Source organism: Kitasatospora sp. NPDC056651 (assembly GCF_042792155.1).
Taxonomy (GTDB): Bacteria; Actinomycetota; Actinomycetes; order Streptomycetales; family Streptomycetaceae; genus Kitasatospora.
The window spans coordinates 57,059-75,832 of sequence record NZ_JBHTWX010000009.1 but is presented as its reverse complement, the minus strand read 5'-3'; the positions used below and the strand labels follow the sequence as shown (position 1 = coordinate 75,832).

Here is an 18,774-nt window from a genome sequence, read left to right as displayed (position 1 = left end):
CCCCCGCGCCGCGCCCGGCCGGGCCGCGTACTCCCGAGGGCTCCCCCACCGGGGCGCCGCCTCCCGCGGGCCCCCGAGATCCGAGGATGCCAGCCATGCACCGGGCACTGATCGTCGTCGACGTGCAGAACGACTTCTGCGAGGGCGGCAGCCTGGCCGTCACCGGTGGCGCCGAGGTGGCCGCCGCCATCACCGACCTGATCGCCGAGTCCGCCCCCGCCTACCGGCACATCCTCGCCACCCGCGACCACCACATCGACCCGGGCGACCACTTCTCCGCCGAGCCCGACTACGTCGACAGCTGGCCGCCGCACTGCGTGGCCGGCACCGAGGGGGTCGGCTTCCACCCCAACTTCGCGCCCGCCGTCATCTCCGGCGCGGTCGAGGCGGTCTTCGACAAGGGCGCCCGCTCCGCGGCGTACAGCGGCTTCGAGGGGCTGGACGAGAACGGCCGGGGCCTGGTGGAGTGGCTGCGCGAACGGCAGGTCGAGGAGGTCGACGTGGTCGGCATCGCCACCGACCACTGCGTCCGGGCCACCGCGCTGGACGCCGTCCGGGAGGGCTTCACCACCCGGGTGCTGCTGGACCTCACCGCCGGGGTGGGCCCGGAGACCACCGATGCCGCGCTCGCGGAGCTGCGGGCGGCCGGGGTCGAGCTGGTCGGCGCGCCGGTGGTGCGTCCGTAGCGGCGCCTCCCGGCTCCGGTCCGCGGCCGGCACTGCCCGCTCAGACCACCAGCAGCTCCACCACGTCCGTCCCGCCGACCCGGTACGCCTCGCGCAGTTCGCCGCCGACGGCGTCCGGGTCGGCGGCGAGCCGGGCCCCGGAGACGTAGACCACGCGGATGCCCAGGTACTCCATCCGGTGCTGGCCGCCGTGCACCCAGGCCGCCTCGCCCTCGCTCACGCAGCGCAGCTCCGAGTCCACCTCCACCGCGACGCCCCGCTCCGGCCAGTAGAGGTCCGGAACGGCGATGTACGTGCCGCCGCGCATCCGCAGCTCGGGGGCGTTCAGCGGGGCCGGCAGCAGCGCCTCGTCCGCCAGGCCGGCCACCCGGTTCAGCGACAAGTCACGTTCGGCGGCCAGCAGTTCGTCCAGCGCGGCACGCACCCGGGGGTCGCGGGTCAGTCCGGAGTCGGCCAGCTCGGCCACCAACTCCCGCGCCGTGCACCGGTTCTCGCCCAGGGCGACGGCCTCGCGCAGCACCTCGCGCACCGGCGCCGGGCCGCCCGGCCGGGCCGTCCACTCACCCAGCGCGTCCGCGACCGCCCGGGCCACCGGCGCGCAGGCCAGGCCGTGCACCGAGCGCGCCTCCAACTCCCGTTCGGTGCGCCGGATCCGCACCTCGCCGACGTCCTTCAGCCGACGCTGACGGGGCACCAGGACGTCCACCCCGGTCACCGCGGGCAGCCGGGGGACGGCGGTGAATCCGTACAGCGCCAGCGCGGCCGTACCGGTGATCACCGCGCCCGCACGGCGGCCCTCCTCCCGCCCGTCCTGCGCCGCGTACAGCAGCGCGGCCCACATCCGCTGCTCCGGCGTGGGCTCGGCGGGCTGCAACAGGTAGACCCGGGGCAGCAGTCGCTGCCAGGGACCGCCCCGGCGACAGTGCTCGGTGATGATCCGGGCCGGCACGCCCCGGGCGCGCAGCTGGCTCGCGGTGACGACGTTCTGCTGACGCTTCGCCAGATCCTCCAGGGACGGCGGCGGTGACGGAATCCGGTAGCTCATGCCGACACCATCCCCAACCGTCCGGACCCCCGACCGGGACCCTGACGCACTGTTACTCAACCGTCGCGAAACCGGGATCAGCTCGCACTAAAGTCCTCATACCCTCACTCATTTGGAGTAATTGACGCTCATCAGGTTGTCATACGCGATCGAAAGCGATCACCGACCTGGTCGCCTGACCCAGAGTGACCAAGGGCATACGGCGAGGGACCCTCCGGGCGTCAATCCCGCCCCGTGGATTGCCTAGGCTTACGTCATGTCACGTGACGAGACCGCAGGCCTCCGCGCGGCCCAGCTCCGCCTCGGCCGTCTGCCCGGATACGTCCGCCGCCCGGACCCGGCCCGCCGCAGCGGCGAGAAGGGCCATACGTACAAAAAGGGCTGGGAAGTCCGCTTCACCGCCCGCAGCGAGGCCGAGATAGCAGAGATCCGCGACCTCGTGGTCGCCGCCGGGTTCGCCCCGGCCAGACCCTTCTTCAAGGGGCACCAACTCATCCAGCCCGTCTACGGCATGGCGGCCGTTCAGGCCTACCTCGCCGCTAGACAGGCGGCCGAGGATCACGCCGCCCGGGCCGCGCTCGGCCGCCGGCGACGCGCGACGGGGGTGGCCACGGGGGGCCACCCGTCCGGGGCGCACGCGGGCGGCGGCCTCACCGGTGGGGGCCTCACGAGTGGGAGCCTCACGGGTGGGAACCTCACGGGCGGGAGCCTCACGGGCGGGGCCCGCACCGCGGGTGCGGCGCACCGGGGCGAACGCGAGGAGGCCGCCGCCGGAGCAGCCGCGGCGGCTGCGGCCGCGGCTGCCGCAGCGGCGCAGGCGGCCCGGCGGCGGGCCGTCGAAGCCTTCCCGACCCAGGTCGAGCGAGGCACCGCCGCCGACCGGATCTCCCCCACGGAGGCCCGGACGACCTCCTGACGAACGACCGCTCCGGCCGCCTTCGCACCCCGGCCGGTCCCGTGCGGGCCTTCGCGTGCGGGCCCCCGGTCGGACCTCCCCGATCGGGCCGGCCCCGTCGCGGCCGGCCCCGCTCAGGCCACCGGGGTGTGGTCGACGTGCACCGTGGCGGCCAGCAGACGCGGAACCGCCCGGATCAGCGCCCGCTCCGCCGCCTCGGCCACCCGGTGCGCGGCCACCACGGTGAGCTCACCGTCCACCACCACGTCCGCCTCGGCGCGCAGCGAGTGCCCGATCCATCGCATCCGCAGCGCGCCCACCCCCCGCACGCCGTCCACCGCGCGCAACGCCTCCTCGGCGGCGTCCACCAAGCCCGGGTCCACCCCGTCCATCAGCCGCCGGCCCACCTCGCGCACCGAGCCGCGCAGCACCCAGAGGATCGCCGCCGTGATCAGCAGGCCGACCAGCGGGTCGGCCCAGCGCAGGCCGAGCCCGGCCCCGGCCGCACCGGCCAGCACGGCGAGCGAGGTCAGCCCGTCGGTCCTGGCGTGCACGCCGTCCGCGACCAGCGCCGCCGAGCCGATCCGGCGGCCGGTGCGGATCCGGTAGCGGGCCACCCACTCGTTGCCCAGACAGCCGACCAGCGCGGCAGCGGCCACCGCCACCAGATGGTCCACCGGCCGGGGGTGCAGCAGCCGCTCCGCCGCGGTCACCGCGGTGAACACCGCCGAGGCCGCCACGGTCAGCACGATCGCCACCCCGGCCAGGTCCTCGGCCCGCCCGTAGCCGTAGGTGTAGCGGCGGTTCGCGGCCCGGCGGCCGAGCAGGAAGGCGATCCCGAGCGGGACGGCGGTCAGCGCGTCCGCCGCGTTGTGCACGGTGTCGCCGAGCAGCGCCACCGAGCCGGAGAGGACCACGATGACGGCCTGGAGCAGCGCGGTGGCGCCGAGCACCGCGAGCGAGGTCCACAGGGTGCGCAGGCCCTCGGCGGAGGTCTCCATGGCCCGGTCCACCCGGTCCGCCGTGTCGTGGGAGTGCGGGCGCAGGGCGTGGGCGACGCGGTGGCGCAGGGTGTGGGCGACGCGGTGGCGCAGGGCCGCGGGACGGGAGCCGGGCTGCCCGTGACCCCGCCCGTGCGCGTGGCCGTCACCGTGGTGATGACCATGCCCCCGTCCGTGGTGATCTTCGGCGCGATCATGAGTGCGGTTGTGCGGGTGGTTGTGCGGGCGCAGGTTCGCGCCCTGGGCGTGGACGTCAGCCTCCATAGGCCCTACGGTGACACATCAACCGCCTTGCAGCCATTGCCGTCCTACACCCTCTGACCAGCTGCGACGCGCTCGCAACTACGTCTCCCCCGCCACTGCGCGGCACTGCCCCGCCGGCCCCCGGCCGGCCTCCGCCCCGCCGCCCCGCCGCCACCCCCGCCCCCGGTCGCCACCGGAACCGGACTGGCGGCGACGGGTTCCGGGCATTCCATCGGATTGGTCACCCAGCGCACCGAGGGCCTACCGTAGAGTGAGCACAGATGATCGACCGTCAGAAACCCATCTCCCTTTCCGAGAAGCCGAGATGACCAACCGTCACCAGAGTCCCGCCGAGCCGCCCCCGGGGCCCGGCGAGCCGGCGGACGTACCACTGGAGTTCACCGCTTTCTGCGAACTCCACCGCCCCCGGTACCTCAGCTACGCGCGCGTGTGGCTGACCGAGCACAGCACCGCGGCCACCGCCGTCCAGCAGGCCTTCGCGGAAATCGCCGTGCACTGGCGGGAGTTGATGGGCAGCTCCAATCCCACCGCGCACGCATGGGAGATCCTGCGCGGCACCGTAGCCGAGCACACCCGGCAGGTGACCTCCGACCCGGAGCGCCACCCGGCCGACGACGACCTGGCGATCCTGCACTACGTCGTCGGCCTCGCCGCCCCCGAGATCGCCGACGTCATCGGCACCGACGCCGCCAGCGTGGCCGGACGGCTGCGCCGCACCATGCTCCGCGAGGCCTCCGGCTGGTGACCCCGCGCACCGCCCGGCCCCACGCCGGCCTCAGACCACCCGCTCGCCGGTCACGTCGACCAGGTGGTGCACCGGGTCGTGCACCAGGTACCTGGAGAACGACTCGACCGTGAACCGCGCCCCGTCGCCGCGGTTCCCGGTCCGCCCCCACTGCTCGCCGGCCACCGCCTCGAAAGCCCCGGCGAGCGTCTCCGCGGCCTCCGCCAGCTCCCCGGCCACCACCCGCGGGTCCTGCTCCCCGTAGCGCTCGGCGACGGCCGTCCCGTCCTGGTCCCAGTCGGGGAAGAGCGGATCGTCCTGCCCCAGCATCAGACTCAGGCGGACGTGGAACAGCCGGAAGACGTCCCGGACGTGGCACGCGTACTCCAGGCCCGACCAGACTCCCGGCGCGGGCCGCCGGCGCAGCCCCTCCGCGTCCCCGGCCAGCACCTCCAGCCAGCCCCGCGCATTCGCCCGGACCATCCCGGCGACGCCCTCCCGGACCACCCGCGGGGTGTCCAACCCGCAGTCGGGGCACGGGCGTTCCAGCACCCAGGTCCAGTCCTTGGTGTCCGGGACGATCCCCTCGGCGGGGGAAGCGGCGGCGGCAGCGGTGGCCGTGGCCGGCGTGTTCTCAGAAGTCCTCATGGCCCCAGCATCTCCGCCACCGAAGAGCCCCACCAGTGGCAAGAACGCCAGCGGGCGCCGAGATACTGCCACTCACCCCGGCGCATCCACCCGGCGCTCTCCTCCGCCACGCGCTCCCCACTCCGCGCGCACTCCAGCTCGGTGCGCGCCCACACGCCGTCCGCCGGAACGAACAAATGCCTGGCACACCGGACACCGACCCTCGATCCTGAGCGCCATGACCACCCACGCCACCGCCCGCTCCACCGGCCCGACCGACCTTGCCGCCCTCGCGGTGAAGCCCACCCTGCACGGCCCCACCATCCGGCTCGTCCCCCTCGCCGAACGGCACACCGACCCGATGTGGCAATCCTGCGCCGACGAAACCACCAACCGGCTCACCGGCACCCGCGCCACCTTCACCCGCGAACAGATCCACCAGTGGTGCACCACCCGCGCCGAACAGCCCGACCGCCTCGACCTCGCCATCGAAGACCCCGCCACCGGCCGCTTCCTCGGCGAAACCGCCCTCAACGACGTCGACCCCGACAACTCCTCCGCCGGCTACCGGATCGCCCTCACCCCGGGCAACACCGACCGCGGTATCGGCACCGAAACCACCCTCCTGATCCTGCGCCACGCCTTCGAGACCATCCGCCTCAACCGCGTCCACCTCGCAGTCTTCGAGTACAACGAACGGGCCGCCCACACCTACCGCAAATGCGGCTTCACCCTCGAAGGCCGCGCCCGCCAGGCCCACCACTGGGACGACCGCTACTGGGACGTCCTCACCATGGCCGCCCTACGCGACGAATGGCTCGCCACTCACTGATACGGCCCCCCGTACGGCGGCCGCCCGTCCCCCCGCCCGGTCACCCCCCGCCGCCGCGCCCGGGCGACCAGCACCACGGCGAGCACCACGACACCGACCACCACGGCCGCCCCGACCCCCAGACCGACCCAGATCCCGGTCGTGCCGCTGCTCCCGCCGCCCCCTTCGGGGACCATGGGTTCCACGGAGGGCTCGCCCGTACCCTCATCGACGGGGGGCGGCGTGCCCTTTGCCTCCGGCCGGTTCACCAACGGGTTCTCCCGCGGCCCGTTGTCCACGGCCGGGTTCGCCTCCAGGGCCTTGGCCGGCGAGACCAGGCCGTAGCCGTAGTGCTCGTCGGGCACCGCTGTCCCGCCGGTCGGCGGGGTGGCCGATTTGATCATCCGGTTGATGACCTGCCCGGCCGACAGGTTCGGATACTTGGCGCGGATGAGCGCCGCAGTGGCGGAGACGTAGGCAGTGGAATCCGAAGTGCCATTCCTGCGCTCATAACCCGTCGAGGACTTCAGTGCGGAACGGTAGATCCCCACACCGGGTGCGGTGAGCGTGATCTCGACACCTGCCGTGGAACGTTCCCACACGGTCCCGTTGGAGTCCACGGCTCCCACAGCTACGACTCCGGGGAGGGCGGCCGGATATTCAGCGCCCAGGATGGACCCGCTGTTTCCCGAACTGGCGACCAACACGGCGTCCTTGGACACCGCGTAGTTGACCGCCTTCCGCAGCTTCGAGTCGAAGCGGGAATAGCCCCCCAGAGAAATGTTGACGACCTTCGCACCATGGTCTGCCGCAAAGCGAATCGCCTCCGCAAGGTCGTTCTGCTGAGGATCGAGGGACGGTTGAGGGTCGAGGGTGGACTGAGAGTCCGGGTTACCCTCGGCAGACTTGATCTTCACCGGAAGGATCTTCGCCCTCGGGGCAAGCCCCATGATCCCGTCCCGGGCCCCATGTCCGTGCCCTGCGATCAGGCTCGCCATCCCGGTGCCGTGACCGTCACTGTCCGATCGACCGTCGGTGTTTCCGCCGGAGAAATCAGCCCCGGGAAGCACCTGTCCAGTCAGATCCGGCTGGTCCTGGCTCACCCCGGTGTCAATCACAGCGACAACCACACCATCGCCTTGGCTCGTCGGCCAGACTTTCGTCTCAGCCTCGAGCGCTTTCAGAGCCCACTGCTGGTCCCTGATCTGGTCCGCCGATGCCACCGGTGCGGTTACACCCCAAACCAGTGCCGTGGCAGCCAACACCGCCGAACCACGTGCCAACCGGCGGCTCGCCAAGCCTGTCACCCCACTCAGTGCGGCATCCCGCAAGATCGTCGGCTTGCGGGATGCGATCAGAACCGTTGTCCGTCAAGGAACCGGCTTCATTCCACCACGTTCGGATTCGCGGGCTTGTCCGACGCCCAGGTCTCCTCATCCTCGACCAGGTAGTCCGCTCGCTTACCGTCCTTCCCCCGGTCCTTCTTTCGTCCTTGTGCTCCGCTCAACGGGATGCCGGAAGACATGCCGTTCGCGGTGGTGACGCCGGGCTCGCCCCTGAACCGGTTTCGCGCACCCAGCCCGGACCCGCCCTCTGTGAACGCCTGATTGCCTGGCGCTCCACCCGGCTTGGCCATTTCTCCCGCGACCCCACCCGGTCGTGCCAGAAATCCCCCGGTCTGTTGGCCGCCCGCCCCTGGACGGCCCCCGGCACCGAGGCCGGGGTAAACCTCACTTGAACCGCCGAGAGTCCGGCCCGCGCGCGGTCCGGAGCCCGTGCCCGACGCCGCGCCAGCCGAAATCTCCTTGCCGCCAGGACTCATCTTGCTCTGACCGAGGATCGACCCACCCGGAGATACCGTCGTCGCGCCTGTGGAGCGAACGGTCTCCGACCCGGCGCTTCCCCCGGGCATCCCGGTGGTGGGGCCTGCGGTCCGCACTGGATCCGACCCGGAGGCCTGGCTCCCGGCAAGTACCGGACTCGGCACACTTCCCGTCGAAGGGGGAACAGGCTTGCCAGAGACGCCCTCACCCGAACTGCGGTTCGGGGAGGCCGACGGATTCGACGGGGCTTGCGCCGTACCGCCCTTGATCCCCGAATCGGTCGGGACAGGCGTGCTTCTCCCCACGGAACGGCCCGTCACCGACGGTTGGGCGGACTTCGTGCGTTGAGGAGGGGGAACGGTCGTCGCCCGTGTCGATGCTCCTGCTGCCCCCATCGAGGTACCCGACACCATCGCGGCTGCCGTCGCCGCTCCGATCGGATCGCCCTGCGCCCCGTCTGATGGATCGTCCCGCGTCTTCCCCGGGCCCTTCGGGTCGTAGGCCGGCGGGGGCTTCAGGGCCGGGGTGGCGACGCGGTAGTGCATGGCGAGGGTCTGCATGACGGCGGCCGCTTCGGCCTTCTTGCGGTCGGCGACGGGGATGTGTTCGTCGTCGTCGCCGAAGAGGGCGTCGCCGACGGTGTCCTTGATCTGGTCCCAGTTGCCGGGTTCCTCGGGCATCTCGCGCTTGGCCTTGGCCATGGCTTCGGAGGTGTTGTGGAGGATGTTGGCCGCGTCGTTGGCGTAGGCGGCGGCGTTGTTGATGCTGGCGGCGAGGGCGAGCATGCGGGTGTGGAAGGCGTCGCTGGTGGTGCCTTCCCAGGTGGTGGCGGTTTCGGTGCTGGCGTTGGTGAGGGTCTGGCGGATCTGCTTGAGGGTGTCGGCGGCCTTGCGCCAGGGGTCTCCGGCGGCCATCACCGCGCCGGGGTCGAGGGCCTGCGCCATCTTGCGGAGCTGGGCGTGGCTGTACTTGGTGAAGTCGGTGTAGACCACGGCTGGTCGACCTCCGTTCGGTTCCGGGACGGTGGCGGCTAGAGGGTGGCGTTGCCGCGGCTGGACGGGGTGAGGTTCTGCCGGGCCGCGGCCTGGCTGCCGGCGGAGGGGTCCGCGACGGACCAGCCGTCGTCGCCGAGCTTGAGCTTCGAGGCGGTGTGCTGGTCCTGTTCCTCGTAGTTGGTGGCGGTGAGGTCGGCCTTCAGCTGGGCGTCGTTCACGGCTTCCTGGAGCTGGTTGAGGACGTCGCGCAGGGCGTCCCGCATGGTGCCGTAGCGGCCGTGGATCTCGGTGGCCTCGGCGAAGGTTCCGAAGGCGGACTTGCCGATGCCGCTGCGGCCGTGGGCGTCGGTGCCGTCGGCGTGCTTCTGGAAGTCGGCGAGCAGCACCCGTACCTGGCCGGCGAAGGTGCGGAGCTGTTCGATCTCGATGCGGTAGCCCTGCCCGGTCCCACCGGTGGAACCGGTACCCGTGCTCCCTGCTCCCATTGTCGGCGCCTCCCCCGTGCGTCCGTCCCTGGCGGCCGGGGCTGGGCCCCGGTGTCTCATGTCTAACACACGGGGCCCGAATCCCGCCCGGGGCAGGGTCAGTTCGCGGTCGTCCCGGTGCGCTGGGCGTCGGCGAGGGCGCGGCGGCAGAGCGAGTCGGCGTGCCGGGTGGTCTCGGGGAGGCGGTAGTGGCGGGCGAGGTCGAGGGTGGTGCGGACGGCGGTGTCGAGGCCGGTCCGGTGGCCGACGGAGACGAAGACGGGTTTGACGCCGGCCCTGGTCCGTAGGGCGCGGCCGACTTCCTCGCCGGTGGCGGGGTCGGTGAGCGGGGTCCAGGAGCCGCGCGGCGCGGCGGGTTCGTGGTGGTCGAAGGTGAAGGGGGTCTTGGCGACGCCGAGGGTGCGCAGTCCGGTGAGGACGCCGAGGTGGCTGGCGAGGCCGAGGCGGCGGGGGTGGGCGAGGCCGTAGCCGTCGCAGACGACGGTGTCGGGGGTGCGGGTGAGCGCGGCCAACGCGTCGAGGACGGCGGGGAGTTCGCGGAAGGCGAGCAGTCCGGGGACGTACGGGAAGGCGATCCGGCCGACGGCGGTGGCCTGTTCGACCACCTCCAGGGTGTCCCGGTCGAGCAGGACGGCCGCGGCGGCGACGAGGTCGCGGTCGTCGTCGTACGCGACGTCCACGCCGGCGATCAGCCGGCCGACGGCAGGGCTGTCGGGGGCCGGTTCGCCGTCGTGGGCCTGGACCAGCGGGCGCAGCCGCCGCTGTTCGGCGAGTGCCTCGGCCTCGGTGGTGGGCCAGTCGGCGGGGATGGGCATGGTGGTGGTTCCCCCGGGGTGTGTGCTGGTGCGTGGTGCCGTCAGGTTCCGGTTCACCGTACCGACCGGGGCGGACGACCTCGGGGTGAGCCCGTGCGCCCCCTGTGCGCCCGGTTCCGGGGTCTAGCCTGGACGTGCCCGACTCCCTTGCGGGGCAGGGCTGCTGGAACCGGCACCACTCCTGCCCGTTATCCCCCGACGCGCGAAGGACTCCCCGCCATGCCGCGCCCATCCGCCGTCCACGTCTGCCTCGGCTCGGGCATCGTCGTCGCCACCACGGTGGCACTGCTGGCCGTCTCGGGCGCCTCGGCCGTACCGGTGGTCGCGGTGCTGGTGGTGTTCGCGCTGGTGCTCGGCACCGTGGTGACGGTGCGCTCGATGTCCGCCGCCTCAGCGAGGGCCGCCGCTGTCACCACCACCGCCCCGGCCGCCGCTCCCGCCACCGCCACCACCCCCACTGCCGCTCCCGGACAGGCGTACGCCCGGCAGCGCTGATCCGCCGCCGGGCGAAGGAGCGTCCCGCGCCGCCGCTCAGACCTCCGTGGTGACCACCACGGTCTTCGCGGCCTTGTCGTGCAGGCACTGCCGGTAGGGCCGGTCGAAGACGCCGAAGAACCCGTCGATGATCCACCAGAGCGCGGCGCAGCAGAGCACGGCCGGGAGGATGAAGACCGCGGCGCGGGTCCAGGCGGCGGACTGGGTGGGCTTGTTCCCGTCGGCGAGCATGGCGACGCGGATCTTCATCGCCTTCTTGCCGAGGGTCTGGCCGTCCCGGCTGAGCATCAGGGCCTCGTAGAGGAGGTAGATGAGGCAGCCGAGCCAGAACGCCTCGGTCGAGCCGTTGCGGGTGCTGAGGTCGCTGAAGGGCCCCACGATGACCACGCCGACGATCTGTACCAGAACGTAGTCGATCAGCCGGGCGAGGATCCGTCTGGGCCAGGTGCCGATCGGCGGCATGCCGGGGACGGGGCCGGCGCCGGGGGTGCCGTACGCACCGGGGCCGTAGCCGGTGCCGTGGCCGGGTGGGGGCTTGTCGTACGGGGGCTGGCCGGAGGGGTACTGGCCGTAGGGTTCCTGGCCGTACGGGGTCCCGCCGGGGGTCGGCCCGCCGTACGGGGTCCCGCCGTAGCTGCCCGGGTAGGCGCCGGGGCCCTCGGACGGCCCGCCTGACGGGGTCGGGCCCGACGGCTCGCCTTCCGGCGTGCCGCCGCCCGGTTGCGGGGGCTGCTTGTCGAAGGAGGGCTTGCCGCCCCCCTCCGGCTGGGGGCCTGAGGGGTCGTGGGTGCTCATGCTCCCGAGTAGAACATCACACATTCTCTACGCTTGGGACATTTTGCCCGTTTTGCTCCTGCCCGACGCCGGGGTCCGACGGGTCCTCAGTCCCGCACCACCCGGGTCCGGGCCGCGTGGTCCTGCCAGCCCCGCCGGGCCCTGCGGTCGAAGACCGGCCAGACCAGTCCGAGCAGCAGCGCCGCGCCCAGTTGCCGGACGGCCCAGCGGAGCAGCGAGCGGCCGAGGCTCGGCCTGGTCCGGGTGGCGGGCACGACGGCGTCCACCACCCGGATCCGGGCCAGCCGCTTGCCGAAGGTCTGGCCGGTGCGGGCTACCGGCAGCACCTCGTAGAGCAGACTGACGAACAGCAGGATGCCGATCAGCACGGCGGTCTTGCCCAGCACCACGTCGTCCACCAGCCAGACCTGGATCTGGCGCCGGGTGAGCGCGCTGGTCATCCGGGCCTGGTCGAGCTTCTGCTGGAGGTGGTCGGTCACCGAGCGGCCGAGCGGGATCCCGGCCGCGACCGCGACCACCAGCAGCACGGCGGTGTCCACCGCCCGTGCCGCCAGCCGGCGGCCCAGCCCGGCCGGCGCGACGGCCCTGGTCGCCCGGAGGGCCCGGGAGGCCGCGCGGGTGGGGGCGGCGACGGACGGCCGGGGCTGGACGGCGGTCTCCCGGACGGTCCGTACGGCGGGCAGCGGGGCGGCGGGCACGGCGACGGCCGCAGCCGTGGGCCTCAGACCGGCCCGCGCCGGGGCCGACACCGGCACCGGCACCGGCACGGGCGCCGGAGGCCGGCTCGAAGCGATTTCCCCGCCCGTCACCGGTACCGGACCCGAGGCCAGGACGGCCGGCACCGGGGCTTCCTGCGCCAGGACCTCCCTCGCCGGGGCCTCCCGCACCCGGGTGTCCCGCGCCGCCATCGCCACGGCGGGCGCGCCGACAGCGGCACCCCCGGCCGGTTCCACGACAGCCGGAGCGTGCTCGGGCTCCGCACGCCCCTCCCGTGCATCAGCCGCCTCCGGAAGCACCCCCCAGGAGACCCACCGCTGCGCATCGCCCGTCTCCATCAGGCCCCGCTGGGCCCGCGGATCGGCCTGCCATCCGGACTCCCCCGACATCGGTTCCGGCTCCGGCTCCGACGGCGGAACCGGAACCACGACCCGGGCCGGAACCGGTGCCACGACCCGGGCCGGAACCGGTGCCACGACCGGGGCCGGTCCCGCCTCGACCCCGGGCCCCCGGACCCCCGCGAAGCCCGGCAGTGGTCCCGCCGCCTCCACCGTCCGGAACACCGGCCCGCCGATCACCTCCGCCACCCGCGGCCCGAGGACGAAGGAAGCTCCGCCCGTGGTCTGGTCGAAGTACACCGGCCCGGTGTCACCGCCACCCGCCGGCGACCCGCCCTCCACCACCTCCGGCACCGCGTCCGCCACCGGCACGGAGTCCATCACCGGCACCACGTCCGCCACCCGCGCCAGGTCCGCCACCGGCGGCGGCACCGGTCGCGCCGGCGGCCCGTCCGGGGCGGGCCGCCGGGTCGCGTACCGGGGCGGCTCCAGCGCCTCGCCCGCGACCGGCGCGGGCCGGCTGGTGCCGGGCACCCAGGCCGAGCCGCCCCAGTACCGGACGAAGCCGGGGATCGAGGGGTCGGGGTAGTAGCCCGGTTCGGGCGCGACGGCCGGGTCGCCGGCGGCGGCGAAGGGACGGTCCGTCATGGGGGTCTTCTTTCCTGGCAGGTCCTGACGAGGGCGGCGCGGCCGGTCGGCCCGACCACCGCGGACGCATCCACCCAGCGCGCACGGCCCGGCGCGCGCCCGGAACTCGGCGCGTGTCGGGGCACCACCGATGGGCGGACAGTCGCCGGGCAGTCACAAAGGGTAGTACCTCACCGGAGCCCGGACGGAGAGTTCGCGATTCCCCGGACAGCGGAGGGTCGCTCACGGTAGGGAACCCGGCGCGCGGCGTATGCTCGCGCGCCCTGCCGTCCGCCGCTCACCACTGCTCACCACCGTTCACCAAATTTCCCGGAGAAATCCCGGAAACGTGTGTAAGAGCCGGTGCGGATCGCCCTCTCAAAGGTCACAGGGGCCCGGAACCGGGCACCGCCCGAGGGAAGAGAGGAAGACGATCATGGAGCGTCCCGTCAGCGTCGTCGAGCACGAGCTGGAGCTCAACCTGGTGCTCTCGCCCGAGCACAGCATCCCCGTCCCGGCCCGGCTGTCCTACGGCAGCCACGACCCGTACGCGGTGTACATCACCTTCCACCTGGACACCGGCTCCCCGGTGACCTGGGTGTTCGCCCGGGAGCTGCTGGTCGAGGGCACCTTCCGCCCGTGCGGCCAGGGCGACGTGCGGATCTGGCCGACCCGTTCGGGCCGGCGCAGCGTGCTCTGTCTGGCCCTGAGCTCACCCGCCGGGGACGCGCTGCTGGAGGCCCCGCTGCCGGTCGTCGCGGCCTGGCTGGAGCGGGCGCACCGGCTGGTCCCGCCGGGCAGCGAGCTGGGCGTGCTGGACATGGACGGCTCGCTCGCCGAGCTGCTCGCCTAGGCGTGCGCCACAGCGTGCACCGGCGCGTACGGCACCACGGGCCCGAGCGGGAACACTGGCGCGGGCGCGGGCGGGAACACCCGCACGCCCCCGAACGGCACCGCCGCGAGGAACGGAGCGGCGAGGAGAGCAGGAGCGGCAGCGGCGCCCCCGCCGGCTCAGCGGGCCGCGGGGGCCTGCTGACGACCGCGGGCGGCGTCCGGGCCACCGGCGTCGCGCTGTCCGGGCAGCCGTACCAGCGGCGCGCCGGCCGAACGCCGTCGAGCCCTTATCCGGATCGCGGCGGCGAGCAGGAAGCAGAGTCCGACCCACGGGTAGACCGAGGTGGGCAGCTGCCGCCACGGTGACAGGTGGAGGACGGCCAGGCCGACCGGCTTCGCGGCCCACATCGCGAAGGACAGGAAGGCGACCAGCGTGGCCCAGAAGGCGGCCCGCCAGCGCAGCCGGCGCACACCGGCCGGGCGGGCGTGCTCGACCGAGGCCTCGGCGGCGAGCAGGACGAGCATCGGCACGCACCAGACCCAGTGGTGGGTCCAGCTGATCGGCGAGATCAGCACGGCGGTGACGGCCGCGCAGCAGACGCCCCAGGCCTCCGCCCGGGGCAGCCAGCGGCCGCTGCGCACGGCCCAGGCGGAGACGGCGAGGCCGGCCAGCGCGACCAGGCCCGCCCCGAGGGTGGCGAGGGTGCCGGGCTCGGCGGTGTGCAGCAGCCGGGCGAAGGCGCCGCGCAGCGACTGGTTGTCGACGATCCAGGTCTTGCCGACCCGGGAGGAGTCGTAGAGGTACTCGGTCCAGAAGCCCCGGGTGGCGTCGGGCAGGACCAGCGCGCCGAGCAGGAAGGTGCCGAGGAAGGTGAAGCCGGCCACGAAGGCGGCCCGGATCCGGCCGGTGATCAGCAGGTAGACCGCGAACAGGCCGGGGGTGAGCTTGATGCCGGCGGCGATGCCGATCGCCACGCCCTTGCTCCGCTTCCCGTCCGGGCGGGTGAGGTCCCAGAGGATCAGGCAGGCCAGCGCGAGGTTGATCTGGCCGTAGCGGAGCGTGGTGAAGACCGGTTCCAGCCAGACTCCGAGGCCGGTCACCAGGATCACGCCGACCGCCCGCAGCTCGCGGCGCGGCCAGCCGGCCAGCTTGAAGGACAGGTGGGTCAGCAGGGCGAGCAGCCCGACGTTGCCGAGAGTGATCGCCACCCGGAGGAAGGGGACCGGGAACCAGGTGGTCGGGACGAACAGCATCGCTGCGAACGGCGGGTAGGTCGCGGGCAGGCTCCACTCGGTGACGCGCAGCGCGTACAGGTCCTTGCCGTCGGCCACGGCGGCGCCCTCGGCCCGGTAGACGATCATGTCCACCATCGAGGTGTGGACGAAGTGGCGGACCACCGCGTACACCAGCAGGGACAGCAGCGCCACGGCGGAGGCGGCCAGCAGCGGGCGGCGGGGAGCCTCGCGCAGCGCCCGGACGGGAGCGCCGAGCCCGTGGCGGAGCCGGTCCGGCAGGGGGGCGGGCGAGGGGGCGGGGGCGGTCCGCACCGGGCTTCGCTCGTCTTGCACCGCTGTCACTGTCCACTCCGTCCACCGCTCGGCCAACCAGCGACGATACCGGATGCCACCCGGCCGGCCCGGAGCGATTCGACTACGCACCGTGACAAAAGTGGCTCTGACCGGCCGGTCTCCGCGGTGGACGGAGCACGGCCGGCCAGAGGACCGCGGGGTGGAGCCGGACGTCAGCCCGCGTACGCCCCGAGGGCGCGGCCGAAGTCCAGCGACCGCTGGACGACGACACCGCACGTCGCGTCGGCGGTGGCGGGCCGGTCGTGCGGCGGGTGGAGCGAGGTGTCCGGGAAGGGCGCGAAGCCGGCCCCGGCGCCGACCGGGGGAACGGGCACACCGGTCGCCGTGGGGGTGACGGTCGGGGTGGGGGTCGGCGCCGGGGTGGTCGGCTTCGCCGTCGGAGTGACGGTCTGGGTGGCGGTCGGAACCGCGCTGGTGCCCGGCGTGGCCGGGGCCGGGGCCGAGGCCGTGGCCGAGGCCGAGGCCGAGGCCGAGGAGGCGAGGACGACCGTCCCGCCCGCGACTGCGGCGGCCCCGACGAGCACGCCCTTGCGACCGGGCCCGCGGTGGCCGGGGCGACGGGTGGACCGGGTGGACCGGGTGGACCGGGTGGGCTGGGTGGTCACGGCGCGCTCCCTCCGCGGATGCCTACGGTCGGCCGCCGTCCGGGCACGGGTGCGCACGGACCTCCGGGCAGCCGGCCCGGCTCGGTCGGGTGACCGGCGCGACCGACGCTAGCGGCGTTCCGGGGGTGCGACCGCCGGGCTGAGCGAGGGGTAGAACTCCCTTAGGCCACTGTTAAGGAACTCCCCGATCCGCCGCCAGGAACGCCTCCCGGTCGGGGCAGGCCCGTCACCGGGCGCCGTACCGACGCTCCGTCACTTCTGGAACAGCGCGCCCCGGCTCCGCCGCCGCCCGCCGCGCGCGGGCTCCTCGGGCTCCGGCCGGGTGCGCAGCCGCAGCCGGGTCTCGGCGCCGCCGAGCACCGCGGAGCGGCCGAGCACGACGTCCCCGCCGGTGGACTCGGCGAGCTTGCGGACGATGTCCAGGCCGAGTCCGGTGGAGCCCTCCCCGCCGTCCCCCTCGCCGCGTTTGAGGGCGGCGGCCGGGTCGCTGTACCCCGGTCCGGCGTCGCCGACCAGGACGATCACCGAACCCTCGGTGGCCAGCACGTCCACCGAGAAGGCGGTGCCGACGGCGGTGTGCCGGAAGACGTTGCCGAGCAGCGCGTCGACGGCCGCCGCCAGGTCCCCGCGCTGGACGGGCACCGGCGCCGACCGCTCGGCGCCGGCCAGTTGCCAGCGGCGCCCCTCGTCCTCGGCCAGCGCCGACCAGAAGGCGGTCCGCTCCCGGATCACCTCGACGGCGTCGCAGCCGACCGCGACGGCGGGCGCGTCCTCGGGGGCACGGCGGGCCGAGCGGATGATCTGGTCGACCTCGCGCTCCAGTTGGGCGACCGCGTGCCGGGTGGCGACGGCCGCGTCGCCCTCGCCGAGCGAGGCGGCGTTGAGCCGCAGCACGGTCAGCGGGGTGCGCAGCCGGTGCGACAGGTCGGCGGCCAGTTCCCTTTCGGCGGCGAGGAGTTGGACCACCCGGTCGGCCATGGTGTTGAACGCCTGGCCGGCCTCGCGCAGTTCCTCGGGGCTGCCCTCGACCCGCTTGCCCTCGACCGGGACCCGTACCGAGAGGTTCCCGGCGCCGAGCGAGCGGGCTGCGGCGGCGAGCTTCTGCGCGGAGGCGACGATGCGGCTGCCCATCCGGTCGGCGACCAGCACCGAGATGGCGACCAGGCCGAGCGCGACGGCGGAGAGCACCTGCCAGGCGGTGGAGACGCCCCGGGTGAGGTCGCTCTCGGCCACGAACACCTCGACCACGGCGCGTCCGGTGTCCACCGCGACCGGCTGGAGCAGGGCGTACCCGCCGCCCACCTTCACGGTGAAGGAGCGGCCCCCTCCGCCGGCCGCGGCCAGGTCGGAGGCGGTGGCGCGGCCCTCCCCCAGTGTCGGGCCCCCGGGCTCGCCGGTCCCGGCGGCGGCCGCGGTGCCGGAGCCACCCGCCCCGGCCGCGGCGGCGGTGCCGGAGCCACCCGTCCCGGCGGGCTGCCCGACCGCCGGCAGGTGGACCGCCATCCGGCCCTGCGCGCCGGCGTCCGTGCTCGCCAGGGCCCGGTTGATCGCGTCCTGGTCGGTGGTGATCGCCAGGGCCGGCCCGAGCGCCGCGGCCTGCCGTTCGGCGGCGGTGAAGGCCCGGTCGCGGGCGGTCTGTTGGACCATCATCCCGAGCGGGATGAGGAAGGCCAGCGCGACCATGGTGGTCCCGGCGACGGCGGCCTTGATCAGGGCCCAGCGCAGCGAGCGCCCGAACCTCCTCATGTCCGGTGCTCCGCCAGGCCTCCGGCGACCTCCAGGCGGACTCCGACGCCCCGGACGGTGTGCAGGTAGCGCGGGTTGGAGGCGGTCTCGCCGAGCTTGCGGCGCAGCCAGGAGAGGTGGACGTCGATGGTCTGGTCGCCGCCGTAGGTCTGCTGCCAGACCTCCGCGAGGATCTCCTTGCGGGGCACCACCACGCCGGGCCGGGCGGCCAGGAAGGCCAGCAGGTCGAACTCACGGCGGGTCAGGTCGAGCGGCCGTCCGTCCAGCGCGGCCTCGCGCCGCTGGAGGTCGATGGCCAGCCCGCCGACCCGCAGTACTTGGGCGACGGGTGCCGCGCCGCCGCCGAACCGGCGCAGCACGGCGGTCATCCGGGCGCTGAGGTGCTCCCCGGAGAAAGGTTTCACCAAGTAGTCGTCGGCACCGTCGTTGAGCAGCCGGATGATCTCGGCCTCGTCGTCCCTGGCGGTGGAGACGATCACCGGCACGTTGGTCAGGCCCCGGATCATCTTGAGCGCCTCGCTGCCGTCCAGATCCGGCAGGCCCAGGTCGAGGATCACCAGGTCACAGCCCACCTGGGCGACCTCCCGCAGTGCCTCCAGGGCCGTGCCCACACTGCGGACCGCGTGACCGGTATCGGTCAGGTGGCGGATGAGGGCGGAGCGTACGAAGGGGTCGTCCTCGACCACGAGCACTGTTGCCATGGCCCTGCACGGTACGCCATCGGCGGGCAGTGGTCTGTACCTCGGGGGCCGGTCCGGACATTGTGCAACTGCCCTGCCGAATACCGGGGGTGCCGGTCTCCATCCGTTTGGAAATACGGCAAGATGTGCGAACGATGCGGAACGGACTGGTACAG

Annotated in this window: 20 protein-coding genes; 7 read left to right on the top strand and 13 right to left on the bottom strand. The window is 73.8% G+C overall.

What is annotated here, in order from left to right:
- Window positions 1-95 precede the first annotated feature (95 nt).
- Window positions 96-686, top strand: a complete 591-nt coding sequence (locus ACFRAR_RS06405) for a nicotinamidase (RefSeq protein ID WP_380695382.1) — start codon at window positions 96-98, stop codon at window positions 684-686.
- Window positions 687-726: 40 nt separating this feature from the next.
- Here ACFRAR_RS06405 and ACFRAR_RS06400 read toward each other — a convergent pair whose 3' ends face one another.
- A complete protein-coding gene (locus tag ACFRAR_RS06400; RefSeq protein ID WP_380695380.1) occupies window positions 727-1,731 on the bottom strand; it encodes a hypothetical protein in 1,005 nt (334 codons plus the stop codon).
- A gap of 256 nt (window positions 1,732-1,987) precedes the next feature.
- Between ACFRAR_RS06400 and ACFRAR_RS06395 the strand changes: the two genes are divergently transcribed.
- Window positions 1,988-2,647: a hypothetical protein gene (locus ACFRAR_RS06395; RefSeq protein ID WP_380695378.1), complete on the top strand. Its 660-nt coding sequence runs from the start codon at window positions 1,988-1,990 to the stop codon at window positions 2,645-2,647.
- A gap of 113 nt (window positions 2,648-2,760) precedes the next feature.
- On the opposite strand, the gene ACFRAR_RS06390 is transcribed toward ACFRAR_RS06395, so the two are convergent.
- Entirely contained in the window at window positions 2,761-3,696 is a 936-nt protein-coding gene (locus ACFRAR_RS06390) for a cation diffusion facilitator family transporter (protein ID WP_380695472.1), read from the bottom strand.
- Between ACFRAR_RS06390 and ACFRAR_RS06385 the strand changes: the two genes are divergently transcribed.
- Window positions 3,676-3,948: a hypothetical protein gene (locus ACFRAR_RS06385; RefSeq protein ID WP_380695484.1), complete on the top strand. Its 273-nt coding sequence runs from the start codon at window positions 3,676-3,678 to the stop codon at window positions 3,946-3,948. The two genes, ACFRAR_RS06390 and ACFRAR_RS06385, sit on opposite strands and share 21 nt — an antisense overlap.
- A gap of 247 nt (window positions 3,949-4,195) precedes the next feature.
- Complete coding sequence (locus ACFRAR_RS06380) at window positions 4,196-4,636, top strand: hypothetical protein (RefSeq protein ID WP_380695376.1); 441 nt, start codon at window positions 4,196-4,198, stop codon at window positions 4,634-4,636.
- A gap of 30 nt (window positions 4,637-4,666) precedes the next feature.
- Here the strand turns inward: ACFRAR_RS06380 and ACFRAR_RS06375 are convergent, their stop codons facing one another.
- On the bottom strand, window positions 4,667-5,263 hold the full coding sequence (locus tag ACFRAR_RS06375) for a DinB family protein (protein WP_380695374.1): 597 nt from the start codon (window positions 5,261-5,263) through the stop codon (window positions 4,667-4,669).
- A 217-nt stretch (window positions 5,264-5,480) separates the two neighbouring features.
- On the opposite strand from ACFRAR_RS06375, the gene ACFRAR_RS06370 reads away from it, so the two are divergent.
- The gene (locus ACFRAR_RS06370; RefSeq protein ID WP_380695372.1) at window positions 5,481-6,074 is read left to right on the top strand and encodes a GNAT family N-acetyltransferase; all 594 of its coding nucleotides are present in this window, start codon (window positions 5,481-5,483) and stop codon (window positions 6,072-6,074) included.
- Here the strand turns inward: ACFRAR_RS06370 and mycP are convergent.
- From mycP to ACFRAR_RS06350, 4 genes are all read right to left on the bottom strand, one after another.
- Complete coding sequence (mycP, locus tag ACFRAR_RS06365) at window positions 6,068-7,276, bottom strand: type VII secretion-associated serine protease mycosin (protein WP_380695370.1); 1,209 nt, start codon at window positions 7,274-7,276, stop codon at window positions 6,068-6,070. The two genes, ACFRAR_RS06370 and mycP, sit on opposite strands and share 7 nt — an antisense overlap.
- 161 nt (window positions 7,277-7,437) lie before the next feature.
- Window positions 7,438-8,868 (bottom strand): hypothetical protein, encoded by a 1,431-nt coding sequence (locus ACFRAR_RS06360; RefSeq protein ID WP_380695368.1) that lies wholly within the window; start codon window positions 8,866-8,868, stop codon window positions 7,438-7,440.
- Between the two features lie 38 nt (window positions 8,869-8,906).
- Window positions 8,907-9,356 (bottom strand): hypothetical protein, encoded by a 450-nt coding sequence (locus ACFRAR_RS06355; protein ID WP_380695366.1) that lies wholly within the window; start codon window positions 9,354-9,356, stop codon window positions 8,907-8,909.
- A gap of 98 nt (window positions 9,357-9,454) precedes the next feature.
- Window positions 9,455-10,171, bottom strand: coding sequence for an endonuclease V (locus ACFRAR_RS06350; RefSeq protein ID WP_380695364.1), 717 nt, complete (start codon window positions 10,169-10,171; stop codon window positions 9,455-9,457).
- A 219-nt stretch (window positions 10,172-10,390) separates the two neighbouring features.
- On the opposite strand from ACFRAR_RS06350, the gene ACFRAR_RS06345 reads away from it, so the two are divergent.
- Window positions 10,391-10,666: a hypothetical protein gene (locus tag ACFRAR_RS06345; protein WP_380695362.1), complete on the top strand. Its 276-nt coding sequence runs from the start codon at window positions 10,391-10,393 to the stop codon at window positions 10,664-10,666.
- A 36-nt stretch (window positions 10,667-10,702) separates the two neighbouring features.
- Here the strand turns inward: ACFRAR_RS06345 and ACFRAR_RS06340 are convergent, their stop codons facing one another.
- Together ACFRAR_RS06340 and ACFRAR_RS06335 are read right to left on the bottom strand one after the other, a co-directional pair.
- Window positions 10,703-11,461 (bottom strand): RDD family protein, encoded by a 759-nt coding sequence (locus tag ACFRAR_RS06340; RefSeq protein ID WP_380695360.1) that lies wholly within the window; start codon window positions 11,459-11,461, stop codon window positions 10,703-10,705.
- An 86-nt stretch (window positions 11,462-11,547) separates the two neighbouring features.
- Entirely contained in the window at window positions 11,548-13,164 is a 1,617-nt protein-coding gene (locus ACFRAR_RS06335) for an RDD family protein (RefSeq protein ID WP_380695358.1), read from the bottom strand.
- A 415-nt stretch (window positions 13,165-13,579) separates the two neighbouring features.
- Between ACFRAR_RS06335 and ACFRAR_RS06330 the strand changes: the two genes are divergently transcribed.
- Window positions 13,580-13,996, top strand: coding sequence for an SsgA family sporulation/cell division regulator (locus tag ACFRAR_RS06330; protein WP_380695356.1), 417 nt, complete (start codon window positions 13,580-13,582; stop codon window positions 13,994-13,996).
- Window positions 13,997-14,154: 158 nt separating this feature from the next.
- Here ACFRAR_RS06330 and ACFRAR_RS06325 read toward each other — a convergent pair whose 3' ends face one another.
- From ACFRAR_RS06325 to ACFRAR_RS06310, 4 genes are all read right to left on the bottom strand, one after another.
- Window positions 14,155-15,546, bottom strand: coding sequence for a glycosyltransferase 87 family protein (locus ACFRAR_RS06325; RefSeq protein ID WP_380695354.1), 1,392 nt, complete (start codon window positions 15,544-15,546; stop codon window positions 14,155-14,157).
- A 173-nt stretch (window positions 15,547-15,719) separates the two neighbouring features.
- On the bottom strand, window positions 15,720-16,172 hold the full coding sequence (locus tag ACFRAR_RS06320) for a hypothetical protein (protein WP_380695352.1): 453 nt from the start codon (window positions 16,170-16,172) through the stop codon (window positions 15,720-15,722).
- Window positions 16,173-16,424: 252 nt separating this feature from the next.
- A complete protein-coding gene (locus tag ACFRAR_RS06315; RefSeq protein ID WP_380695350.1) occupies window positions 16,425-17,918 on the bottom strand; it encodes an ATP-binding protein in 1,494 nt (497 codons plus the stop codon).
- Window positions 17,915-18,619, bottom strand: a complete 705-nt coding sequence (locus tag ACFRAR_RS06310; protein ID WP_380695348.1) for a response regulator transcription factor — start codon at window positions 18,617-18,619, stop codon at window positions 17,915-17,917. The genes ACFRAR_RS06315 and ACFRAR_RS06310 overlap by 4 nt, the downstream gene beginning before the upstream one ends.
- Window positions 18,620-18,774 lie beyond the last annotated feature (155 nt).